Raw genomic sequence first — 24,880 nt, forward strand, 5'->3', positions numbered from 1 at the left:
CTTGGTTATCGCAACCAAGCGCTTACGGGTTAAATAAAGGGGAAATAACCCAAATGTCTCACTTCACTTTTTGACATTAACGTTTACTTAAACAGGTTGCATAAATGCTTGTATCTCACTCAGAGACAACAATGGCGTTGCACCATGAGATTGCGCCACCATGGCCCCCACTGCACAGGCAAAATCAATTGCATATTGAGGATGATTGTCACTGCATAATTGATACAGTAACGATCCTAAAAACGAATCTCCGGCACCAACGGTATCAACTACATTGACTAAATAACCTGAATTATAAAACTTCTGCCCAGCAACACTCAGTAGTGCACCATGACTGCCTTTGGTCACACACAGGTATTTGGTTTGGGTTTGTTCAGCGATAAAATCCAAGTTTTGCTCTAATGAATAAAATGGCGAGCCCATTTCTTTAGCAATCTCATACAATTCATCATCATTTAATTTTATGAAGTCTGCTTTTTTCATCAAATTAACCACATTGCCAATCTGGTAATGCGGCGCTCGTAAGTTAACGTCAAATACAGAAAATGCAGCCAATTCAACTAAGGCAGTTAAGGTACTGAGAGACACATCATTGCGTCCAATTAAACTGCCAAAAACCAACATATCAGCACGATTCACTTGCTCAATAAGATCTTCAGTCAATGCGATATTGTCCCAAGCTGTATCGGCGACGATTTCGTAGGATGCTGAACCGTTTTTGTCTAAGGTAACTTGGACAGTGCTGGTGCTTTTGACTGGGTCCATGGCGATACAGTCACGATTAACACCACGATCATCAATAAAACTCAGCAGTTCGCGGCCTAATAAATCATCACCAACGGCACTGATCATTGAAGCTTTAATACCCAAGGAATTAAGTCTGACGCACACATTTAAAGGTGCCCCACCAACACGCTTATCATCTGAGAAACAATCCCATAATACTTCGCCAAAACAGCTAACATTGATGTCTGCTGTTACTTTATGATTAATTAATACACTATTCATAATGATTAACTCTTTGCTTGTAATCTTGCTTGCATGATCGCTTTAATATCGGAGCCTGGTGCGTATAAGGCAGTAATAGCTTGACGATAATCTTTGCAGAAAATGGCTTGATTATTGAGATCACCAAATAAGTCGGTTAACTGTAAAAAAGCTAACGGATCTTGTACTGTTCTACTGGCAAATTCATGTAACTGTGCAGACATTTGGTCACTAATATCTAACGCTTTCCCTTGCTGGTCTACACGTTTGTCACTGTATAAACACCAAGTCGCTATGACTAATGTTGCCAAAGAAGTATCACGGCCTAAGGCGATGTTTTCATTAATAGAAGCAATGATAAATTTTGGTAACTTAGCTGAACTTTCTAAACAAATACGTGCCAAGCTATCTTTAATGTTCGGATTGGCAAAACGCTCAATTAAGGTGTCTTTATATTGAGTTAAATCAATCCCTTCAAGTTGCTCGATTAACGGTGTAACTTCATCGTCCATAAATCGACGTAAATAGGAAGAAAATAGCGGATCCGATACCGATTCATCAATTGTCGCAAAACCATGTATAGAGCCTAGTAAACCTAATACTGAATGGCCTGCGTTTAATAAACGGATCTTCATTTTTTCAAATGGTGTTACGTCACTGACAAATTGAGCCCCAACAGTATCTAACGCCGGACGGCCATCACTAAAGTTGTCTTCTATTACCCATTGAGTGAAGGCTTCGCAAGTAATTGGCCATTCATCGTTAATGTGTAATGTGTTGGTCACATACTCGATATCCGCTTTAGTTGTTACAGGGGTAATACGGTCAACCATTGCGTTTGGAAACGCTACATTTGCTTCAATCCATTGGCCTAAATCAGCGTCATTTTTATTCACAAACGCCAATAGCATTTTACGGGTCATGTCGCCGTTATGCTGAATGTTGTCACAAGACTGAATAGTAAAAGGCTTCATGCCCTTAGCTTTACGCTGTTTAAGTGCTGCCGTTAAATAACCAAACGCAGTGATAGGGTCATTAGGATTCGCCATATCATGGATAATGTCTGGATTGTTGAAATCAAACTCACCCGTTGCAGGGTTAAAGTTATAACCGCCTTCAGTAATGGTTAATGACACAATTTTAGTGTCAGAGTTAACTAGTTTATCAATAACATGTTGCTTGTTTTCTGGTGCAAATAAAAAATCAATCATTGACCCCATCACTTGATGATCAATATGACCATTTGGGTGACGCACTGTTAAACTGTACAAATAGTCTTGTTTTACCAACACATCACGTAAACCGCGGTTAGCTTCTAACAAACCCACACCACAAATCGCCCAAGATTCAGAACCAGGCTTCTTTAACAATTCATTGATGTACATCGCTTGATGAGCTCGATGAAAACCACCAACACCTATGTGAACTATGCCCGCAGTTAACTTGCTACGATCATATTTTGGCACATCAACATGAGTAGGTAATGTTGACAAACTTTGTTGGTTTAACATGTTAAGTTGAACGCTTGACTGTTGAGAGTGATCCATGTGGATTGTGCCTCATAAAATAATTAAACAATATGGATGTATATGTTATCTCAAAGAAATAACACAGCTGACTCAAGGTTAATGTTTTATTAACATTATTAAGCTTGAGTCATTAATGTCTCGATTATAAATTTAATTTTTTATGTCGTTTCAAGGCGACATATGAACAGCTAAAATAAATCACAGTACATGCGAAGCAAACTGTTTCAAATAATGATTTATTATCTGTATAGATTTCCATCGTTGGACTGTAAAACATAACGTTAACAGCCAATATGCTAATAACAACTAGCGAAAAAAACGCAAAGCTATTTAGTAATAGGGTTAACTTACTGCTGTCTTCAACTTGTGGCGTATCGTCTTTAGCCATTTCATCTTGATATTCAGCAATTTGTTGCTGTTCTTTTTCATCTAATAATATGGCATCGGTGTAATCTAAATCGGCACCATATTTTTTAGCCAAGACGGTATAAATAATAATGGTGAATATCCACGTTGGAATAAATAAATAATAGAACGAAATAATATCAAGACTATTTAAACCAAAGCCAAACACTAACGCTAATGCCCAAGATGCAATTGCGGGTGTACTTTTAGACAGATTTTGATATTTAACCCAATAACGGGTTAACCCAATCTTAGGAAACAACACGTGCTCAGCAAACACAATACCACCAACAGGTACAACTAATAGGCCTGCATAGGTTAGTAACGGTAACATCTGCGAAAACACGAATGGAAAACACGCAATCACTATAGTGACTAAACCAACAATAGCTGTGGTACGTTCACGAGATTGGTTAACAAAGATTGATTGCGCGGCAAGACCAGCACGGTATAAATTGGCGTTTGCGGTCGTCCAACCAGCGATAATGATAATCACAAAGCCAGAAAAACCTAAAGCATGGTAGGCAACATCACCTGGATCGAGCTGAGTAATAGTGGTTTTTAAAAGTACCGCGGTGCCTGCGCCCATAATACCTGCAGAAATCCATGCTAAGTAATGGCCGAAGAACATTCCAACACCCGAAAACAAACCATAACTTTTACGCTTAGCAAAGCGGAAAATTGCCATGTCGATCAAACCAAAGTGAGTAATTGAGTTAGCAGCCCACGCAAAACCTATTACTTCAAGTAAACCAATGCCGGGTTCGCCTTTATCGTTTATTCCAGTCCAAATTGAGCTGTCACCAATTGTCATAAAGTCTTGCCAACTGGTTAACGTGGTACTACCAATGACATGATTGGATAACGCAGGAAATAAGGTGAATGAACCCGCAATAAAGATAACAAATAACCATGGGGCACAAATTTTAGAAAAATCTGCAACGGTAGAAAACCCATACATAGCAACCACCACAACGATTGAGCCCACGGCTAATACAATCATCACAAACCATAAACTGCTGGGATACCAATTTAATTGTGCGGGAATGTCGAATAAGAAACGTACGGCTGTCGACGATACTGTAATCATCGCCGCAGATATCACCGAGAAGATAATGACGTTCGCCCAGTTATAGAGCTTGGTCATCGAGTCGCCAGCTATTTTATTCAAATAGTTATATAAACTTAATCGTGTTTCTACCGCTATAGGTGCGGTTAATAACCACCATGAACACATGGCTAAAAGGTTACCGATTAATAACCCCAATAAAATATCAATGGTCGATGCACCCAAGGCAACAAAGGTAGCACCGATAACAAATTCAGTTGCGGCTACATGCTCCCCAGCATATAAACCAGCAAAGTGCTTCCAACCATGGAGCTTATTTTTGGCTACGGGCAGTTGCTCTTCATTCATTTGTTCAAATGAAGGCTGGTATTGTCTTGTTGTCATTATTTTTATATTCCTGTTCTTTCAGGTAAATTAACCCCCTCACCAAAAATCGATGATAAAATTAAACAATTTACCTTTACTGACTATTTACTATTTCTATCCATTAGAAATAATAACCCCATTTATATCACTGTCTTATTGATTGATATTGTTCTATTTATATTGAGCTGGTTTATTGTTAACTATTTTAGTCTAGCTAATATTTTTTCCGCGGTGAATTCATTGGTGATTAACGAGTTAATCAATCGTCCTTGTAATGCCGAATAGATGGCATCCACTTTATGTTGACCTGCGGCTATACCATATACAGGTTTAGTTGAATTAACCTTTAACGGTGCACTCATCACTAACTGATTGATAGGATGTTCTAGCAGCTGACCTTGTTGGTTATAAACCCAACTAATAATTTCGCCCGCTGCATGGGCATCCTTTAATTCATTAAGTTGGATCTGATTAATAAAACCATCTAACAATAACGGCGGATTTACGTCCATATGCCCTATTCCGACAAAGGTGGCATCAGCATGTTGAATTAATTCAAAAATACTTTTTACAGGTGCTAATTCATGTAACAAGTTCTTTTCTGTCACTGAGCTCGCAATAACGGGCAACGGCATTGGATAATGCTTAGCTTGTACCCTACTCGCCATACTGACAACAATGTCAAATGCCGAAGCTGAACCATCTAACATCATATTGCCTAATAGCGATACAATTCTATGTTGCGGGCATTGCATCGAAGGTAATTCATCAACACACGCTTTGAGTACTCTTCCTGTGCCGAATGCTAATGTTTTAGGCAGATCTGATTTCAAATATCGTTCTAGCACAGCGGCACCACGTTGTGCCAAACCATAAACATTATTCGCATCAGCAGGATCGCTTGGAACAATTTCGCATTCCAATAAGTTAAAAGCTTGCTTGAGTTGTTGTCCAAGATCCATACATTTAGCAATGGGGTGATCTAAACGAACTTTGATTAACCCTTCACTGACGGCTAATGCAACCAAACGCTGGGCAGTCTGTCTTGATACCTCTAATTTTTGAGCAATTTCATCCTGAGTATTTTTAGCAACGTAATATAACCAAGCCGCTCTAGCTGCTTGCTCTAAACGCGCGAGTTCTGAATTCGATTTGCTGTCCATATTAACCCTTATATTCAATATCAACTTACTAAGGTTGGCATTAAATGCTTAAAATGATGCCAATGGTTAAGTACTGGAACCATTGGATATGCTTGTGATACTGGGTGTAAATCGCTGCCCATACTATCAACTATATGACCACCACCGACGTAATGTATCACCGGCATATTTGCTGCAATTGCAGCACTTACACCAAAAAAACTGTCTTCAATAACTAAACAATGTTCTGGCGCCACGCCCATGCTTTTAGCAGCATGTAAAAATAAGTCCGGGGCAGGCTTACCATTTTTAACTTCACTGGCTGTAAACACGTGCTCAGGAAATACATCGGTTAACCCAACTACAGCTAATGCTTTTGTTGTTCTAGGTAAGCTACTACTGGTCGCAATACAACAAGCTACATTCAATTGCGTCAATATTTCCTTTATACCGCTTGTCACCGTTAAATTTTGTTCAAACTCAAGTAATAACTGTTTACGATATTGCGCTTCAAAATCTACTGGCAAAATAATGGACAATAAATTATGAACTTTGGCGGCTACCGTAGCAAATTGGCAACCCAAAAAGTGTTTTTGGACAAAGGCCATATCAATTTTTGCACCCAGCACAGCTAATTGTTCAATTAATACATTGGCGCTTATGACTTCACTGTCTATGACCACACCATCGCAATCAAAAATGACTAATTGTGTATCAATGTCAATAAATTCACCTATCGCATAGCGCTAATGTTAAGTAGGATAATAATATAACGGTAAAATTGGGGTGCCACTTAATTCATTCTAGTTGTCCCTTACTAGCCACAATCATCATTTGCGCGGTAAATTAAGGCCTCTTGTAGCACACTACATTATCAGCCCTAACCAAAATGAGCATATGCCCTACTGATGAGCATATTCCCTTTTCTTAATATTGATGTCAATCACATTTATTCAATTAAATAAGCATTACAAGCTTTAGCTATCGCTAATTAATGCTTATAAATATTAAAATGTTGTTTATATTCAACAATGTATTTATAAATATGTTATTTGCCGACGAAGCCGAACAACATCCTCTTAATAAAAACTATACTTTTCTCTAAGCAGGACAATTAACAAACCTATTTTTAGTCGATTATGCATCAATAGATAACGTAGATAATTAATTCTTTGTTGTTAATTTATGTCACTGTTTTGTCATATCGCTATCGCCAATTACATCTAAGTCTGTTTTAAAATTTATCTCGTTAAATACAGAGAACAGCTACAATAAGCAGCAGATATTGTAATAAAATTACAGTTATCAGTCTTTTGTGGTCAATATCACAATATATCAGCCCTGAAAGCTGTAATTTTATTCACAAAGAATATTTTACAAAATCGATTTGTTGAATATTTTTAGAAGGAACCACTATGACAGTCACCAACATTCAAGAGCTTGATTTATTGGTAGAGCGCGTTGCCAAGGCACAAGCAGAGTTCGCTAATTTTAGCCAAGAGCAAGTAGATAACATCTTCAGAGCTGCAGCATTAGCTGCTGCTGATGCAAGAATCTCATTAGCCAAAATGGCCGTAATTGAAACTGGTATGGGCGTATTAGAAGATAAAGTGATTAAAAATCACTTTGCATCGGAATACATTTACAACAAATACAAAGATGAAAAAACCTGCGGTATTTTGTCTGAAGATATAACCTTTGGTACTATCACTATTGCAGAACCTGTTGGTATTATTTGTGGTATTGTCCCTACGACAAACCCAACATCTACCGCTATTTTTAAAGCCCTTATTAGCTTAAAAACTCGCAATGGTATTATTTTCTCACCGCACCCAAGAGCTAAAAACTCAACCACGACTGCAGCTAAAATAGTATTAGATGCAGCAGTTGCCGCAGGTGCACCCAAAGACATTATTGGCTGGATTGATCAACCAAGCGTTGCCTTGTCTAACCAATTAATGACTCATGCAAAAATTAACCTCATCTTAGCCACTGGTGGACCAGGCATGGTTAAAGCGGCCTATTCTTCAGGTAAACCAGCTATTGGTGTTGGTGCAGGTAATACACCTATCGTTATCGATGAAACAGCGGACATCAAACGTGCTGTAAGCTCCATATTAATGTCAAAGACCTTCGACAATGGTGTGGTATGCGCATCTGAACAAGCGGTGATTGTGGTAGACAGTATTTATAAACAAGTAAAAGAGCGTTTTGTCAGTCACGGCGGTTATATTCTGTCTAAAGCTGAAACTGCGGCAATGCAAACTGTGATCCTTAAAAACGGTGGTCTTAACGCCGATATTGTTGGCCAGAGTGCTGTTTCGATAGCTGCAATGGCTGGCTTTGAAGTACCAAGTACCACCAAAGTGCTCATTGGTGAAGTCACAGATATTAATGACGCTGAAGCCTTCGCCCACGAGAAATTATCTCCGTTATTAGGTATGTATAAAGCAAAAGACTTTAATGAAGCAATGGACAAAGCTGAAGCCTTAGTCACCTTGGGGGGTATTGGCCATACGTCTGGTTTATATACCGATCAAGACACCCAAGATGATCGCGTTAAAGCCTTTGGTTTTAGAATGAAAACAGCACGCATTTTGATTAATACCCCTGCATCACAAGGTGGTATTGGTGACTTATACAACTTTAAGTTAGCACCATCGTTAACTCTCGGTTGTGGTTCATGGGGTGGTAATTCAATTTCAGAGAACGTCGGCCCAAGTCACTTAATCAATAAAAAAATGGTAGCTAAGAGGGCTGAAAACATGTTGTGGCATAAGCTTCCATCATCTATTTACTTTCGCCGCGGTAGTCTACCGATAGCACTTGAAGAGTTAAGTGATAAAAAACGTGCACTGATCATTACTGACAAATTCTTATTCAATAACGGTTATTGTAACGAGACCTTAAAAATCCTTAAAGCACAGGGACTTGAAACCGAAGTGTTTTACGAAGTGGAAGCCGATCCAACCTTAGCGATTGTTCGCCAAGGCGCTAAAATCGCACAAAGCTTTCAGCCAGATGTCATTATTGCATTAGGCGGTGGATCGCCAATGGATGCAGCAAAGATCATTTGGGTTATGTACGAACACCCTGATGTTGATTTTGCCGATTTAGCAATGCGTTTTATGGACATCCGTAAGCGTATTTATAAATTCCCTAAAATGGGCGTTAAAGCTCAAATGGTTGCCATTCCGACAACCTCAGGTACTGGTTCAGAAGTAACTCCTTTTGCCGTGGTAACCGATGAAAAAACCGGCATGAAGTACCCTATTGCAGACTATCAATTAACCCCGAACATGGCGATTGTCGATCCTAATTTAGTCATGGACATGCCTAAATCACTCACAGCTTTTGGTGGCATTGATGCTGTCACACATGCGTTAGAAGCTTATGTAAGTGTGATGGCAAACGAGTACAGTGATGGCCAAGCGTTACAAGCATTAGACCTATTATTTAAATACCTACCAGACTCTTATGAATTTGGCGCTAAAGCGCCAGTGGCTCGAGAAAAAGTCCATAATGGAGCCACCATCGCGGGTATTGCTTTTGCCAATGCATTCTTAGGTGTTTGTCACTCAATGGCGCACAAATTAGGGGCTGAGTTCCACTTAGCTCACGGTTTGGCTAACGCATTATTAATCTCTAACGTGATCCGTTTTAACGCGACAGACATGCCAACCAAGCAAGCGGCTTTTAGTCAATATGATCGCCCTAAAGCGCTGTGCCGTTATGCTGCCATTGCGGATTATTTAAAGCTAGGGGGTAAAACAGATGCTCAAAAAGTTGAAAAACTGATTGAAAAGATTGAAGAGCTTAAAACAACCATTGGTATTCCTGCATCAATTCAAGATGCTGGAGTTAATGAAGCAGATTTCATCGCCAAACTGGATGAACTGGCTGAAGATGCATTCGATGATCAATGTACTGGTGCTAATCCACGTTACCCGTTAATCAAAGAGCTAAAACAAGTGCTGTTAGACAGCTTCTATGGCAGAGCTTATAAAGACTAGCCTAAACGAGAATAAGCAGTAAGCTTTTAATAAGACGCCTTACAATATTGTAGGGCGTTTTTTATTGTTTTAAGAATGCATTTGAAAATGAATCGACTGCACTCAATTTAACTGTTACGAGGTAATAAGCAGTTTGAAAGACAGTTGTTATCCCCAATTAATGTTACTTAGCCAATACCAGCATAACGGCACTATTTGCATGGAGTTGAGTAGTATCATACAAAGGCACATGAGTATGTTGTTGCTGCACAAGTAAGGCTATTTCAGTACAACCTAAAATGACAGCCTCAGTTCCTTGCTCATAAAATTTGTCAATAATTCCAAGATAGGATTGCCGTGATTGCGGATTAATAGTGTCAAGATATAGCTCTTGATATATCACATCATGGATTAATATTTGCTCGCCTAGCGAAGGTACAAAAACCTTAATGGGATAGTTAGCAGTTATTCGCTGCTTATAAAAGTCTTGCTCCATGGTAAAGCGCGTGCCCAGCAAGCCGACTTTATTGATCCCATCGGCTAACAACACCTCGGCTGTAGCTGTAGCATCAGCAATATGCAAAATGGGTATAGAGATTTGTGCTTGGATCTCATCAGCCACTTTTGTGCATGGTATTGGTACAAATAATCACAAAATCAGCGTCACCGGCTTCTACCACAAAAGCGGCATCAGCTACATCCATCCCCCTTGATGCTGTGACGCTTCAATTTCAGCAAAACCGACACTGTACAAACATATTTTCTCTGAATGTAAGTCACCTAAAACTGTCTTAACCCCTTGGTTAATCGCCTGATAATAGCTTTACGCCGACTCCCAACTCATACTGCCATTCATGCATATTTTACTCAATTAAATTCAGAGCAATACGAAAAACTACAATTGCTAAGCAATTAATTCATGCGGGAACACGTTATAGAAAATATCCTAAGTAACTCTCCCGCAGCAAAAATGGGTTTCAGCCTGCACTTGAACATTCTACAGGCTCGTCAATATCCCGCCGATTATCGCAATCAGACTTATTATGAACCCAAGCACCAGAATCATTAGTCGTGTGGTAGCAAATAAGCCACCTTCTAGGCTAATCAGTGCAAGTTCAACTCTTTAAACTTATTACAAATGGCCCGATGACGTTCTTTCAATTGCTCATGCTCACTGGCAAAAGCTTTGTGAGCCTTATGCTGAGTATCATGGTTAACCTGAGCGCCATCATGTCCTGCTCGCTCGCCCGAGCGCTTATGTGCACTAATTATCTCTTCGTGACGCGCCATCTCAATCTCATGAGCCATAATTTCTTGCTCATGCATTAGAATTTGCGCCTCATGTTCGTGAATATCGGCTTCAATGCTGTGCAGGGTGGCAAGCAACTTACTGTGTTCGATACGCCAACTTTGATGGTCGGCTTGCCATTGTTCATGATCCAAGTGGTCATGTTTGTGGTCACTATAGTCTTGTTTGTGATCGCTATAGTCATGATTGTGTTCGTTATTCATAATGCACTCCTTTTAGATAAAGAGTCTTTAGCAAGTGCCTTTTGATGTCATTCCACCTAACGTTAAGCCTACGGGTGAAACGCTGCACGATTATCACTTTACGGTGCAGCTTTATGGGTCCCAGTGACCTAAGGGAACGAATGTAGTGCTTTGTGTTAGATTTGGACTTACATTACCCACCAAAAACTTATTTATGTATGTTCCCTGTACTACCAATTTCCTCCTAATTTGTTTTGGAGTCAACGTAGATCAGAAATTTCACTTATCAGTTTTCATGAGCATTGAGTTGAGCGCTTAAAGGAGGTTGGAATGGTGTATGCAATGTTTCTAGCTAGTCACAATTTTACAATTAATGTTGTGGCGCAAAAATCTGTAAGTGATTGTTAACAAGCATATTTAACCAACATCACTCTGACCCGATCAAATTAAGAGATGGCCTAAGGCCATATGGCTAAGCGTACAAGGCATAAAAAAACCAGCTTACTAAGCTGGTTTTTAATGTGCTGCGATTAAACAATTAATTAAAGACCAGCTAACGCTTCTTTACACAATTGCGTAATACGAGTCCAATCTTCATTTTCAACTGCGTCTGTTGGAGCAATCCAGCTACCACCAATACAATCAACGTTAGGCAACGCCAAATAGTCTTTATAAGTGGCAAGGCTAATACCACCTGTTGGGCAGAAATGAATATTAGACAGTGGGCCAGAGAAAGATTTCAATGCATTAACACCGCCAGAGGCTTCAGCTGGGAAAAATTTGAAGTGAGTGTAACCCAACTCCATTCCTACCATTATCTCTGAAATGCTAGCGATACCTGGAATTAACGGTACAGTTCCATTCTTGGCAGCTTTTAATAAATCAACAGTAGCCCCTGGGGTAATAATAAATTGGGCACCTGCTTCAACGGCTTGTTTAAGCTGACTTTCATTTAACACAGTACCAGCACCAACAAGCGCTTCAGGCACCTCTTTAGCTATTTTAGCAATCGCTTCTAACGCACAAGGAGTACGTAAAGTCACTTCTAAAACACTAATACCACCTGCCACTAATGCTTTTGCTAATGGAACAGCTTGTTCAATTTTATTAATCACCATGACCGGAACAACCGGACTACGTTTAAACACGTCTTGTGGTTGTAGCAACCAATTATTAGGCTTAAGCATATTACCGACTTCCTTTATTTTTAATATAATTCATCAATAGCACTAGTACTTCTAGCACCCGTTTCAGGGCTACTTAAACTACGACGTAAGACACCAAATAACTCTCGCCCCATACCATAGCTCGAGTGATGTAAATCAACTTTCCCAGCAATTCTGCTAGCAAGTGTTTTTTCATCAACAAGCAGAGATAATTCACCTGTGGTTGAATCGATACGAATTAAATCGCCATCCTCAACCTTAGCAATTAATCCACCATCGAGGGCTTCAGGCGTTAAATGTATAGCAGCAGGTACTTTCCCTGACGCACCAGACATACGTCCATCAGTCACTAATGCAACTTTAAACCCTTTATCTTGTAAGGTGCCCAAGAAAGGAGTTAGCTTGTGTAGTTCTGGCATGCCATTAGCTTTAGGCCCCTGACCTTTAACAACAACGACACAGTCTCTATCTAGCGATCCAGATTTAAACAACTCGTCAATTTCATTTTGATCGTTAATGACGACTGCTGGAGCTTCAATGACTCGATTTGCTGAAGGCACTGCAGAGACTTTAATCACCGCACGACCCAAGTTACCTTTAAGCAGTTTCAAACCGCCATTCTTTTGAAAAGGTGTATCTAGATGAGTCAATACTTCTTTATCTAGACTTTCAGTTACACCATCAACCCACTTAAGTTCGCCTTCAATTAAACGCGGCTCTTGGGTATAACGACGTAAACCAAAACCTGCGACAGTCTTGACATCTTCATGTAATAAACCACCATCAAGTAACTCTTTAACCAAGAACCCCATGCCGCCTGCAGCATGGAAATGATTAATATCAGCTTGACCATTCGGGTAAACACGAGCGAGTAATGGCACAGAGTCTGATAAATCAGAAAAATCATCCCAGTTGACAATAATACCGGCAGCACGCGCAATAGCGACAATATGCATTGTTAAATTGGTTGAACCACCGGTGGCCAAAATGGCCACAATACCGTTAACAATAGACTTTTCAGTAACAATTTCACCAATTGGAGTATATTGCGTGCCCATTGATGTTAAACGGCATACTTGCTTAGCAGCCATCTTGCTTAATTCATCTCGTATTGGGTCATCAGGGTTAATAAATGAAGAACCCGGTAACTGTAATCCCATTACTTCTAGCATTAACTGGTTTGAGTTGGCAGTACCATAAAAAGTACAAGTACCTGCACTATGGTAAGACTTAGCTTCAGCTTCTAGTAATACTGCACGGTCCACTTTACCTTGAGTAAATTGCTGACGAATACGGGCTTTTTCTTTGTTTGGAATACCTGACTTCATTGGCCCAGCTGGCACAAATAGCATTGGTAAATGGCCAAAACTTAAGGCGCCAATTAATAACCCAGGAACAATCTTGTCACAGATACCAAGTAGCAAAGCACCGTCGAACATATTGTGCGATAAGCCAACTGCGGTAGACATAGCAATCACTTCGCGACTAAGTAAACTCAGTTCCATGCCAGGCTGACCTTGAGTCACGCCATCACACATAGCAGGAACACCTGCAGCCACTTGTGCCACACTGCCCACATCCATACATGCTTGCTTAAGCATATTTGGGTATGTCTCGTATGGTTGATGTGCAGATAACATGTCATTAAATGCTGTCACAATACCTATATTGGCTTTAGTCAAATGACGCAATGAATCTTTTGCTTCTGGTTGGCAAGCTGCAAATCCATGGGCCAAATTGCCACAACTTAATGCGCTACGGTGAACGCCTCGAGTGTTGGCATCGTCTAATGCAGATAAATAACTTGAACGAGATTGTTGGCTACGAGCAATAATTCTATCGGTAACCGCTTGTACTACTGAGTGCATGGTAAAACTCCTTACGCGCTATAAAACACATCAACGGGCGTTTTACGCTGCGCTAATATAGCTCTAATGGGCATTTGGGTAACATCATCATTTTCAAGTGCCTGATGATATACAGTTAATTTAGGCTCTCCGACAAGATGCAAATAAATCTGACGACTATTTAAAATAGCATCTTTTGACAAGGTAATGCGTGCATGCGGGGCTGTAGTTGGATTCACAGCGACGCACAAAGCCTTAGTTGTTAATGCATTATCTAGTTCTGCACTGCACGGAAACCATGAACAAGTATGCCCATCAGTCCCCATTCCCAGTACAACCACATCAAATGGACGTGGGAAGTTCGCTAACGATTCACTGGTCATATCACAACCGGCTTCAGGCGTTGCAAACATGTTTTTTAAGCCGCGAAATTTAGCGCTGGCGGCCCTATTTTGTAATAGATACTCTCTAACCAGCCTTTCATTTGAATCTTTTTCATCAGTATTAACCCAGCGCTCATCAGCTAAAGTAATGTAAACATCACTCCAATCGACTAACTTATGGCTTAATAGCTCAAATAATTTCAACGGTGTTGAACCGCCAGATACCACTAAACTGGCCTTGCCACGAGTATCAACGGCATTTTGCAATTGTTGGGCAATTTTGTCGGCTAACTTAGCTTCAAGTGCAGCGGGCGTTTCAAATGATTTAAATACAGTATCTTTGATCATGGTTACTCCCTACTCGTCCCAAGAACGGCCATCTTTGGTGATTAATGCCACTGACGAAACCGGCCCCCAGGTGCCTGCTGGATATGGCTTTGGCTTTTCGCCACTTTGCTCCCAAGACTGGATGATCCCGTCAACCCATTTCCATGCTTGCTCTACTTCGTCACGACGAACAAACAAGGCTTGATTACCTAACATTGCTTCAAGTAATAAACGCTCATATGCATCTGCGATACGTTCATTTTTAAACGTATCACTAAAACTTAAATCGAGCTTAGTCGTTTGTAGACGTTGCTTTTGCTCTAGACCTGGAACCTTGTTCATCATCTGAATTTCAACACCTTCATGAGGTTGTAATCGGATGGTTAGCTTATTAGGTGGTAAATTACGGTAGCTTGCGCGATATAAGTTATGTGGAGGGTTTTTAAAATACACCACAATCTCACTACTCTTGAACGGCATACGCTTACCACTACGTAAGTAAAATGGCACTCCAGCCCAACGCCAGTTATCTATGTCTACACGCAATGCAACAAACGTTTCAGTGTTTGAATTAGTGTTGGCACCTTCTTCTTCTAAGTAACCCGGAACAGGTGAACCTTTTAAAAAGCCTGCACTGTATTGACCACGAACGGTATTTTCATACACATTATCGAGGTTAATTGGACGTAATGATTTAAGTACTTTCACTTTTTCATCACGAATACTGTCAGCATCTAAATTCACTGGAGGATCCATAGCAACCAAAGTTAACACTTGTAATAAGTGATTTTGGATCATGTCGCGCATCTGACCTGCGCCATCAAAATATCCCCAACGCCCTTCAATACCAACTTCTTCAGCTACGGTAATTTGTACATGATCAATAGTACGGTTGTCCCATTTAGATGCAAACAAGGAATTAGCAAAACGCAGCGCTATTAAATTTTGTACCGTTTCTTTACCAAGATAATGGTCAATACGGTATACCTGATTCTCATTAAAAAATTCGGCTACTTGGTCGTTAATCACACGTGATGATTCTAGATCAGTACCAATTGGCTTTTCTAACACAACACGAGTATCTGAATGAATTAGGTCTTGTGCATGTAAACAGCGGCAGATAACGCCAAAAAGAGAAGGAGGTGTCGCAAAATAGTTCACCATCACGCGTTTACTTGGCTCAAGTAACTCGTGGAAAGCATGGTAGCCTTCTGGCTCTGTAAAATTAGTGCCTATATAATGACAACGACTTAAGAAGCGGGCTAACGTAGTAGGGCAAATTTCATCTTTAACAAATGTGTTCAAAGCTTTTGTAACGAGAGCAATAAACTCTTCATGAGTAAATGCGTCTTTTGCTACACCAATTATCTTGGTTTCCTTGTCTAGTAATTCTGCTTTGTCTAGTTGATATAAAGAAGGTAATAATTTACGCCTTGCTAAATCGCCTTTAGTACCGAAAAGTACGAAATCACAAGCCTTGGCTCCAATTGATTTACCCATTGTTGAAAGCTCTCCTAATTATATGTGTGTGCTATCCGAATTCGAACGATGAATAAAAGCACACTTTTGTTGTAATATAACAACAGAACATCAATATTGCATCTTTAATTTATAAATATTGCGTTATTGTTAATCTAGTTATATGTACCCATTATCTGCTATTATTTCCCGCATACCACAAGGCTTTTGAACCATTTAATCGTGATCTATGTTTTGATAAATAACCATAGAAACGAATTAATGGTAAAAAAATAACTTAATTTACGAATATCATGTAAGTTATGGTATAAAATTACATCACCTACTTTTAGCTACTATTTAGCGGATGCTTGCTTATGAATACCCTTGAAAAGGTTCAAAAAAGCCTTACCCAATTTAGTAAATCGGAACGTAAAGTTGCCGAAGTCATATTAGCCTCACCGCAAACAGCTATACATTCTAGTATTGCGACATTAGCCAAAATGGCCGATGTCAGTGAGCCAACGGTTAATCGTTTTTGTCGTCGATTAGATACTAAGGGCTTCCCTGATTTTAAGTTACATTTGGCCCAAAGTCTTGCTAATGGCACACCCTATGTTAGTCGTCACGTTGAAGAAGATGACTCTCCAGAGTCTTATACAACTAAAATATTCGAATCTTCAATGGCATCACTTGATACTGCACGTCAAAGCATTGATACTGCGGCAATTAACAAAGCCGTTGACGTACTCACTCAAGCAAAAACCATTTCATTTTTTGGTCTCGGAGCGTCTTCTTCTGTCGCTCATGATGCACAAAATAAATTCTTCCGTTTTAACGTACCTGTAATTTGTTTCGATGATGTGTTAATGCAACGAATGAGTTGTATTAACTGCAACGAAGGTGACGTCGTAGTGTTAATTTCTCACACAGGTCGGACAAAATCATTGATTGAAATAGCCCGAATAGCTCGTGAGAATGGTGCTGCAGTAATCGGTATTACCGCCCGCAATTCGCCATTGTCTCTAGAATGCACTCTGCCTGTGACAATGGAAGTTCCTGAAGATACGGATATGTATTTACCGATGGCATCACGTTTAGCACAGTTGGTCACCATAGATGTCTTAGCCACAGGCTTTACCTTACGCCGAGGCCCACGTTTCCGAGATAATTTAAAACGCGTTAAAGAAGTATTAAAGGAATCTCGTGTGAACAAGGATTTAACCATATAAACCTAAGTGCATCTTACAAGTAATGGATAGAGGGCTTTTTACACCCTCGCCCCTAATACTTACAGTAATACTTACTCTAGATATCACAAGCTTTTTATGATGTATTAAGCATATTCGTAATAGGATAACTGGATAATAATTACAAGATTCAGTTATTTTCGACCATTTGAGCCCATTAATACAACAATGAACATTGTTATTAAGGTTAAACAGCATTGCTGTTTGACCTTTTTTATTATAAAAACCGCTAATCTGTCACATAAATCACACATTAAAAACGATCTTTTTGTTGGTAACTTTACTACATTTAGCCGAATCTCTGTTAATATACTTGTATCATTTAAGTACTAAGATAGCTGGCGTACTTTAAATAACCGAATTCTATTTAACACAAAATCTTTCTTATCATTAACGGAGTATCTTATGTTCCGCAGAACTAAAATCGTTACTACACTCGGACCAGCAACTGATCGCGATGACAATTTACGTAAAATTATCATAGCAGGCGCTAACGTTGTTAGACTTAACTTTTCACATGGTTTACCAGAAGATCATTTAAAACGCGCGACTGATACACGTAGGATCGCCAAAGAATTGGGCAAAACTGTCGCTATTCTAGGTGACTTACAAGGTCCGAAAATTCGAATATCTACTTTTAAAGACAACAAAAAAATCAAACTTAATTTAGGCGATGCTTTTGTACTTGATGCCGATTTAGGCAAAGGTGAAGGCGACGAAAATCAAGTTGGTATTGATTACAAGCAATTACCAGATGACGTTGTTATTGGTGATATTTTAATGCTTGATGACGGTCGAGTTCAATTAAAAGTTGAACGAGTTGAAGATCGAAAGGTTTTTACTACTGTTACTGTTGCAGGCCCGTTATCTAACAACAAAGGCATTAACAAAAAAGGCGGCGGACTAACAGCCCCAGCCTTAACAGAAAAAGACATGGCAGACATTAAAACTGCCGCGTTAATTGATGTTGACTTCCTTGCCGTGTCATTCCCACGTACTGGTGCTGACTTAGACTTAGCACGTGCTTTAGCGCTTGAAGCTGGCAGTAAAGCACTTATTGTCGCAAAAGTTGAACGTGCTGAAGCAGTAGAATCAGACGAAGCAATGGATGATGTAATTAGAGCATCAGATGTTGTGATGGTTGCCCGTGGTGATTTAGGTGTTGAAATTGGTGATGCTGCGCTTGTTGCGGTACAAAAACGTTTAATTCAACGTTCACGCCAGTTAAACAAAGCGGTTATCACTGCAACACAAATGATGGAATCGATGATTTCGAGCCCTATGCCTACACGTGCTGAAGTTATGGACGTAGCAAATGCTGTTCTAGATGGCACAGATGCGGTAATGCTGTCAGCTGAAACGGCTGCTGGTGATTTCCCTGAAGAAACTGTTATGGCAATGGCTAATGTCTGTATTGGCGCAGAAGCACATCCAAGTGTGAATGTATCCAACCACCGTATGAATGAGCAGTTTTCATCTATTGAAGAGACCATCGCTCTATCAACTATGTATGCAGCTAACCACTTACCTGGTGTCAAAGCGATTATTTCGTTAACGGAATCAGGTGAGACGGCTAAATTAATGTCTCGTATTAGCTCTGGTTTGCCGATATTTGCATTAACTCGTCATCCAAAAACCTTAGCTAGTATGTGTATGTACCGTGGTGTTCAGCCAGTTAATTTTGACTCTACTGCATATCCTGCTGAAGAACTCGCTAAAGAAGCATTAAACTGCATAGTGAACAAAGGTTATTTAGTCAGTGGGGATATGGTTCTAATGACTAAAGGTGACGTGATGGAAACCATCGGTGGCACGAACACTTGTAAAGTGTTGATTGTTGCTTAATCAAGTCTAACCAAATATAACGAGGAACATTCACTACTCGCACGCGGTGATACACTCGTTAACACTAAAGCCAATCTTCGGATTGGCTTTTTTATCGATTTTTTTGAACATTAACGCTATACCTTAATAAAGTGACCTTAAAAGTAGCTACCATTCCCCTGCTTCATCGTTAATCCGTAACATGATGGATAAAAAAAGCCCCGACAGAGTCGGGGCTGATGTACATAAGTATTTCTAAAACTTAAGATTAATGTAATTAACTTACATTATAGCTTTTCAAAGTCATTAACGTTGATAGCAGCTAAACGCATTACATCTGCTTCTACAAGCTGTTTATGCTCAGCTTCAGTGATGATGTCTTTTTCTAATGCAACATCAAATAACTCAAGCATAGGAAGCTTAGATTTTATGTGGCCGCTTCGTTGCGCTTTCTTAAGTTTCTTATATAAATCTTTCGCAGCATATTTAGCTAAGAAGGCACTTTCTACTTCTGCTATGCCACTTGTGTCACCATCAAATTCACTACACAAGAATGTAATTCGATCACGTGCAGCTCCAGGCTTAAGCATGCCTTTAACTAAATCGACAGCAAACTTATCACTTGGCGCATTAAAATGATTACCCAATGGGAAAATTAATACCCGAAGTAACACAGCTGCAATTTTGCTTGGGAAGTTGCGAATTGCATCTTCAAGCGCTTTAGCCGCTAAATGTAAACGCTCTGTCATCACATAATGTACTGCCGCTAAATCATCTTGCTGACGGCCATTATCTTCAAACAGTTTCAATGTTGCTGACGCTAAATATAACTGGCTTAATACATCGCCCATTCGTGCAGAAATCATCTCTTTACGTTTGAGATCGCCACCCATAATCAACATTGATAAATCAGTCATGATCGCAAGTGAAGAGGATATACGGGTCATATCACGATAATATTGCTGTGTAGGACCACTCACTGGTGCACTGGCAAATCGGCTGCCTGTTAATGCACTACCAAATGAACGTAATGCATTACTTACAGCATAACCAATATGGCCAAGTAACAATGAGTCGAAACGATCTAAAGCCGATGTTTCATCTTCCATTGCCGCCGCTTCCATTTCAGCTAATACGTATGGATGACAGCGTGTTGCGCCTTGACCAAAAATCATCAATGAACGAGTTAGAATGTTTGCACCTTCTACTGTAATTGAGATTGGATTAGCCATAAAGGCGTGACCTAAATAGTTTTTAGGTCCAAGTTGAATACCCTTACCAGATTGAATGTCCATTGCATCTTCTAATACATCACGACCTAACTCGGTCATATGATATTTAGCAATAGCAGTCACAACTGAAGGCTTCACTTTTAAATCGATACCTTGAGTGGTTAAACGACGTGCCGCTTCAAGCTGATATGTATTGGCAATAATACGCGCCATAGCTTCTTGTACGCCTTCAAAATTACCTATTGGCATACCAAACTGCTGACGAACATAACTATATGCAGTGGTCGTTTTAGTACATACATGGCCCGATGCTGTAGCCAATGCAGGTAATGAAATACCACGTCCTGCAGATAAACACTCAACCAGCATACGCCAGCCTTTACCGGCAAACTGAGGCCCACCAATAATCCAATCTAATGGAATAAAGACATCTTTACCGCTGGTCGTCCCGTTCATAAATGCCATCATTAATGGGTTATGACGACGACCGATCTCAACACCTTCATGGTCTGTTGGGATCAAAGCACACGTAATACCAAGATTTTTAACATCACCTAGCAAACCGTCAGGATCGCGCATTTGGAATGCAAGACCTAATACAGTCGCAACTGGTGCTAGGGTAATGTAACGCTTGTTCCACGTTAAGCTTAACCCTAATGTCTCTTCACCTTCAAACTCACGGCGACAAACAATACCTAAATCAGGAATTGCGCCAGCATCACTGCCCGCTTCTGGACCCGTTAAGGCAAAACAAGGGATATCTTTACCAATAGCAAGTGAAGGTAACCATCGTTCCTTCTGCTCTTGAGTACCATAATGCGTGAGTAACTCACCAGGGCCTAAAGAGTTAGGTACCATTACAGTAACAGCTGCACTTACACTACGAGTCGCAATGGTAGCCACGATGGTTGAGTTTGCATAAGCTGAAAACTCACGTCCACCATACTTTTTAGGAATGATTAATGCAAAGAAACCTTGCTCTTTAAAGTATTGCCACAACTCTGGAGGTAGATCTTTACGATTATGGACGATATCGAAATCGTCAATCATAGTTAATGCAGTTTGAACTTGATTATCAATAAAATCTTGTTCTTCAGCCGTTAATGTAGGCTTACCGTAACCATGTAAGGTATTCCAATTTGGTTTTCCGCGAAATAATTCACCTTCCCACCAAACATCACCCGCTTCCATTGCTTCTTTTTCGGTACTCGATAAAGGAGGCAATACTTTTTTGAAGAACGAAAATACAGGACGCGTAATAACTTGCATCCTGATATTACGTACACCAAAGAGGACAATAATCGCTATAACTAGCAATATGATGATACTCATTTTATACCTTCTTAGTTTGTTAACACAGGGACAGCAACACCAGCTGCCATGTAAGGGATTACTTTACGAAGAATTGCTTCAATATCATTATGTTCACCGTAATCGGCCGAAGCAATTTCATTTAATGCATCAGCAGAAGCCATAGTGAATACTATCGTTCCTAAAGTGAAATGCAAACGCCAGAACATTTCAGCAGCTGGTATATGCGGCGCACTGGCCGAAACTGCTTGTACAAATGTGGCTAAATACTCGCCATAATGCGTAGTAATAAACCAGCGTAAGTGACCTTGGCTTTCAATATAGCCACGCCCCAGCAACTGTAAAAATATAATCGTGCCACCGTTACGGACTTTATTGAGCTCAAGTAACGGTTTAATTAGAGCAGAAAAAATCTCGTTAAGTGATGCATCTTCAGGTGCATGGTGTATACGTTTAATTTCTATCGCGGCGCTTGGCATGAACACATCTAAGTATCTAGCTAATACTGCACGAATTAACTCTTTCTTCGAACCAAAATGGTAATTGACCGATGCCAAATTGACTTCAGCTTTACTGGTGATTAGTCGTAATGAAGTTTCAGAAAAACCTCTTTCAGCAAACAACTTTTCAGCAGCATCAAGTATTCTTGTTTTTGTATCAGTACGGCTTGCCATTCCAGGACCCAAGTTTAATTTAAACACCCGTTTAAATTAATCATTGAGCGCACAGATGTCAATCGAAATTATCAGCTTTATTGATCTAGTTAAGTAACATAAATGGTAACACCACCATCAAATTAGTCGCCTTTATGTAAAATCCTCAACTTTATGAACACACACATAGATAAAAATTATCGATGTTAATATAATACATTTGCCTTTAAAACGGCCGTCTCAAATTGAACTTAATGCATTACTCAAATCAGGTTTTAATCTTATAAAAATTGAAATATTACAACTGTTAATTTTCGAACTAGGCTCGCCAGATGTTGAACATAACTCCAAGCCAACCATTACCAGAAGCGCTAAATGTAGAAATTACGATTAAAATGGGCAGTAAAAGAGTATTAAAACACTTGCACTAATATCTTTATAATTAGATGAACAAGACCTTCAAACTAAGATGATTAGTTGATGATAGCGTAAATGGGGTTGTTCATAATAATCGTTTATAAGCTAATGTAAAAAAGGCATAGAACTTATAATGTAGTGAAAATATTTAGCATTATGTTGTTATCTAAAACCACAGCCCTTTCGATTTAACTCACTATTTTCCACTTTCTTCTGCTGCGATTTCTTCAACATCACAAATACCCCGCCGACACCACCATGGTTATAAGTTGCTGAATGGTATACTGTAACGAGTTCAATTTGTTGCAACCAATGACACACTGCCGATTTCATTAATGCTGGGTAGGGTTTACTTTTATAACCCTTACCATGAATAATAAGCAGATTACGTTCGCCCCGTTCGTGGGCACTAAAAATACAATTAATTAAACTTTCACGAGCTTGTTTAAGTCGGTACTGATGTAAATCTAGGACTGTTTTAACAGGATACTTACCCTGACTTAATAGTGTAAACACCTCATTTTGGATGCCATCAATTTTATAGCTTACGACCTCATCAGGCTTCACGGCATGAATCAAATATGGCTCCGTTGGTAGTAATTGTAATAACTCATGTTGTTGTGCAGCAGCTCGCTTTGCAAGTTGAGCATCGGTTATACTTGCACAATGAAGTAACGCATTCGCTAATGATGATTGATTTTCATCTTTAAGAGGCATCACATCGGCCATTTCTTGTAGAAATAATTGGTCATCACTTAACGGCATATGTCATCTCCTACATATTTTGTAAACATTCTATGCTTTAGCAAAGTAAATGAATAATTTATAGTCATACTAACGGTATCGCTTGTAATTATTGATTGTCAGATAAAAAGAGAACAACCCTTGAAAAGTATATTGACCTTATCCAATACGTCATGGTTAACAACACGGTTAATCATACTCAGTCTGTGTGTAACTGCATTTAACGTGTCTGCAACAGAACTGACTGCAGATCAAACCTTAAATGCTAATTTTGAAAAATTAACTCACGCTTTTGAACAATTAGATTTAACCGCTATGGAAGATATATACACTGAAGATGCAGTGTATATCTCTGAAACCCAAGATAGAGGCATTATTATCGGTAAGGAAAATATTCTAAACTTATATAGCCGATTCTTTAATAAAATAAAACGTAAAAATGCCAAACTTGAGGTCGACTTTAGGATTCTTGTACGATCTATAGAGCCTAATAGCGCAACTGATATCGGTTATTATTTAGTGCGCTTTCACCCAGGAAAAGAATCGGGAGAACCTGTGAGTGAGTTTGCAGGGAAATTTGTCACCATTTTCACGAAAGATAACAAGCAGCAATGGAAAATCAGCGTTGATTCAAATACTCATACGGCACCACATTTTTACTATGACGCGAAACCTGTGCCTAATCTGTATTATGGTCGACAATTTATTGAAGCGACCACAAAAGAATAATCATCATGGTTAATATCAACTCTGTGGACTCAGCATCTTCACAATGTCCTTGTGGTAGTTTACAAACCTATGTGCAATGTTGTGAACCATATCATTTGAACTATAGTGTAGCGGACACACCAGAGCGCTTGATGCGTTCACGGTATAGCGCATTTGTATTACGCCACTTTACCTATCTAATATTGACCCACCATCCTGACTATTTACAGGGGTTAACGGAACAACAGTTAGCTCAAGGAAATACCCAGTGGCTTGGACTAGAAGTAGTGTCGTCAAAACAACAATCTGATCATGCTGAGGTGACATTTAAAGCCTGGTTTATTGATAACAAGCAGATTGATGCGATTTATGAATGTTCATCATTTGTTAAACAACAGAATCGCTGGTTTTATACTCAGGGACAACAAATGACAACCAGGTTACCGGGAAGAAATGATCCTTGTATTTGTAATAGCGGCAAAAAATTCAAGCAATGCTGTGCTAAGCGTTTAAGTTAGCAGCAACCTAAAAGGCCACTATTATCAATAATGATTAAAACACGAAAGAATAGGTAACAAG

18 protein-coding genes and 1 pseudogene are annotated in these 24,880 nt (G+C 39.5%); 5 read left to right on the plus strand and 14 right to left on the minus strand.

The annotated features are described in order from the left end of the window. Positions 1 to 87: 87 nt before the first annotated feature. The 5 genes from ABIS04_RS09980 to ABIS04_RS10000 form a co-directional block, all read right to left on the minus strand. A complete protein-coding gene (locus ABIS04_RS09980; RefSeq protein ID WP_350430967.1) occupies positions 88 to 1,008 on the minus strand; it encodes a carbohydrate kinase in 921 nt (306 codons plus the stop codon). Between the two features lie 5 nt (positions 1,009 to 1,013). Further along, the gene (locus ABIS04_RS09985) at positions 1,014 to 2,534 is read right to left on the minus strand and encodes a mannitol dehydrogenase family protein (RefSeq protein ID WP_350430968.1); all 1,521 of its coding nucleotides are present in this window, start codon (positions 2,532 to 2,534) and stop codon (positions 1,014 to 1,016) included. A gap of 124 nt (positions 2,535 to 2,658) precedes the next feature. Beyond that, entirely contained in the window at positions 2,659 to 4,374 is a 1,716-nt protein-coding gene (locus tag ABIS04_RS09990) for a hypothetical protein (protein WP_350430969.1), read from the minus strand. Positions 4,375 to 4,556: 182 nt separating this feature from the next. Beyond that, positions 4,557 to 5,519: a sugar-binding transcriptional regulator gene (locus tag ABIS04_RS09995; protein WP_137227038.1), complete on the minus strand. Its 963-nt coding sequence runs from the start codon at positions 5,517 to 5,519 to the stop codon at positions 4,557 to 4,559. A 20-nt stretch (positions 5,520 to 5,539) separates the two neighbouring features. Further along, positions 5,540 to 6,223 carry an HAD family hydrolase gene (locus ABIS04_RS10000; protein ID WP_371833636.1) on the minus strand — a complete coding sequence of 228 codons (684 nt, stop codon included), beginning with the start codon at positions 6,221 to 6,223 and terminating at the stop codon, positions 5,540 to 5,542. Positions 6,224 to 6,913: 690 nt separating this feature from the next. On the opposite strand from ABIS04_RS10000, the gene adhE reads away from it, so the two are divergent. Then, entirely contained in the window at positions 6,914 to 9,511 is a 2,598-nt protein-coding gene (gene adhE / locus ABIS04_RS10005; protein WP_350430971.1) for a bifunctional acetaldehyde-CoA/alcohol dehydrogenase, read from the plus strand. 163 nt (positions 9,512 to 9,674) lie between these two features. Here the strand turns inward: adhE and ABIS04_RS10010 are convergent. From ABIS04_RS10010 to zwf, 6 genes and pseudogenes are all read right to left on the minus strand, one after another. Continuing rightward, positions 9,675 to 10,361: pseudogene (locus ABIS04_RS10010) on the minus strand (aspartate/glutamate racemase family protein). Between the two features lie 233 nt (positions 10,362 to 10,594). Beyond that, positions 10,595 to 11,002: a hypothetical protein gene (locus tag ABIS04_RS10015; protein ID WP_350430972.1), complete on the minus strand. Its 408-nt coding sequence runs from the start codon at positions 11,000 to 11,002 to the stop codon at positions 10,595 to 10,597. Between the two features lie 521 nt (positions 11,003 to 11,523). After that, the gene (locus tag ABIS04_RS10020) at positions 11,524 to 12,168 is read right to left on the minus strand and encodes a bifunctional 4-hydroxy-2-oxoglutarate aldolase/2-dehydro-3-deoxy-phosphogluconate aldolase (protein ID WP_137227034.1); all 645 of its coding nucleotides are present in this window, start codon (positions 12,166 to 12,168) and stop codon (positions 11,524 to 11,526) included. Between the two features lie 20 nt (positions 12,169 to 12,188). Next, positions 12,189 to 14,015, minus strand: a complete 1,827-nt coding sequence (gene edd / locus ABIS04_RS10025; protein ID WP_137227033.1) for a phosphogluconate dehydratase — start codon at positions 14,013 to 14,015, stop codon at positions 12,189 to 12,191. 11 nt (positions 14,016 to 14,026) lie between these two features. Continuing rightward, positions 14,027 to 14,725 (minus strand): 6-phosphogluconolactonase, encoded by a 699-nt coding sequence (pgl, locus tag ABIS04_RS10030; RefSeq protein ID WP_140234261.1) that lies wholly within the window; start codon positions 14,723 to 14,725, stop codon positions 14,027 to 14,029. Between the two features lie 9 nt (positions 14,726 to 14,734). Beyond that, positions 14,735 to 16,204, minus strand: coding sequence for a glucose-6-phosphate dehydrogenase (gene zwf / locus ABIS04_RS10035; RefSeq protein ID WP_350430973.1), 1,470 nt, complete (start codon positions 16,202 to 16,204; stop codon positions 14,735 to 14,737). Positions 16,205 to 16,539: 335 nt separating this feature from the next. Here zwf and ABIS04_RS10040 point away from each other — a divergent pair, with 335 nt between their 5' ends. Together ABIS04_RS10040 and pyk are read left to right on the plus strand one after the other, a co-directional pair. Further along, complete coding sequence (locus ABIS04_RS10040; RefSeq protein WP_137227030.1) at positions 16,540 to 17,394, plus strand: MurR/RpiR family transcriptional regulator; 855 nt, start codon at positions 16,540 to 16,542, stop codon at positions 17,392 to 17,394. Positions 17,395 to 17,817: 423 nt separating this feature from the next. Next, on the plus strand, positions 17,818 to 19,257 hold the full coding sequence (pyk, locus tag ABIS04_RS10045; RefSeq protein WP_140234263.1) for a pyruvate kinase: 1,440 nt from the start codon (positions 17,818 to 17,820) through the stop codon (positions 19,255 to 19,257). A gap of 266 nt (positions 19,258 to 19,523) precedes the next feature. On the opposite strand, the gene ABIS04_RS10050 is transcribed toward pyk, so the two are convergent. The 3 genes from ABIS04_RS10050 to smrA form a co-directional block, all read right to left on the minus strand. Continuing rightward, positions 19,524 to 21,800 (minus strand): acyl-CoA dehydrogenase, encoded by a 2,277-nt coding sequence (locus ABIS04_RS10050; protein ID WP_350430974.1) that lies wholly within the window; start codon positions 21,798 to 21,800, stop codon positions 19,524 to 19,526. A gap of 11 nt (positions 21,801 to 21,811) precedes the next feature. Next, positions 21,812 to 22,453 carry a TetR/AcrR family transcriptional regulator gene (locus ABIS04_RS10055; protein WP_140234265.1) on the minus strand — a complete coding sequence of 214 codons (642 nt, stop codon included), beginning with the start codon at positions 22,451 to 22,453 and terminating at the stop codon, positions 21,812 to 21,814. A gap of 558 nt (positions 22,454 to 23,011) precedes the next feature. Further along, positions 23,012 to 23,614 carry a DNA endonuclease SmrA gene (smrA, locus tag ABIS04_RS10060; RefSeq protein ID WP_350430975.1) on the minus strand — a complete coding sequence of 201 codons (603 nt, stop codon included), beginning with the start codon at positions 23,612 to 23,614 and terminating at the stop codon, positions 23,012 to 23,014. 120 nt (positions 23,615 to 23,734) lie between these two features. Here smrA and ABIS04_RS10065 point away from each other — a divergent pair, with 120 nt between their 5' ends. Then, complete coding sequence (locus tag ABIS04_RS10065) at positions 23,735 to 24,322, plus strand: DUF4440 domain-containing protein (protein ID WP_350430976.1); 588 nt, start codon at positions 23,735 to 23,737, stop codon at positions 24,320 to 24,322. Between the two features lie 5 nt (positions 24,323 to 24,327). Beyond that, positions 24,328 to 24,819, plus strand: a complete 492-nt coding sequence (locus tag ABIS04_RS10070) for a YchJ family protein (RefSeq protein WP_350430977.1) — start codon at positions 24,328 to 24,330, stop codon at positions 24,817 to 24,819. Positions 24,820 to 24,880: the final 61 nt, after the last annotated feature.

The organism is Shewanella sp. H8, assembly GCF_040285065.1.
Taxonomy (GTDB): Bacteria; Pseudomonadota; Gammaproteobacteria; order Enterobacterales; family Shewanellaceae; genus Shewanella; species Shewanella polaris.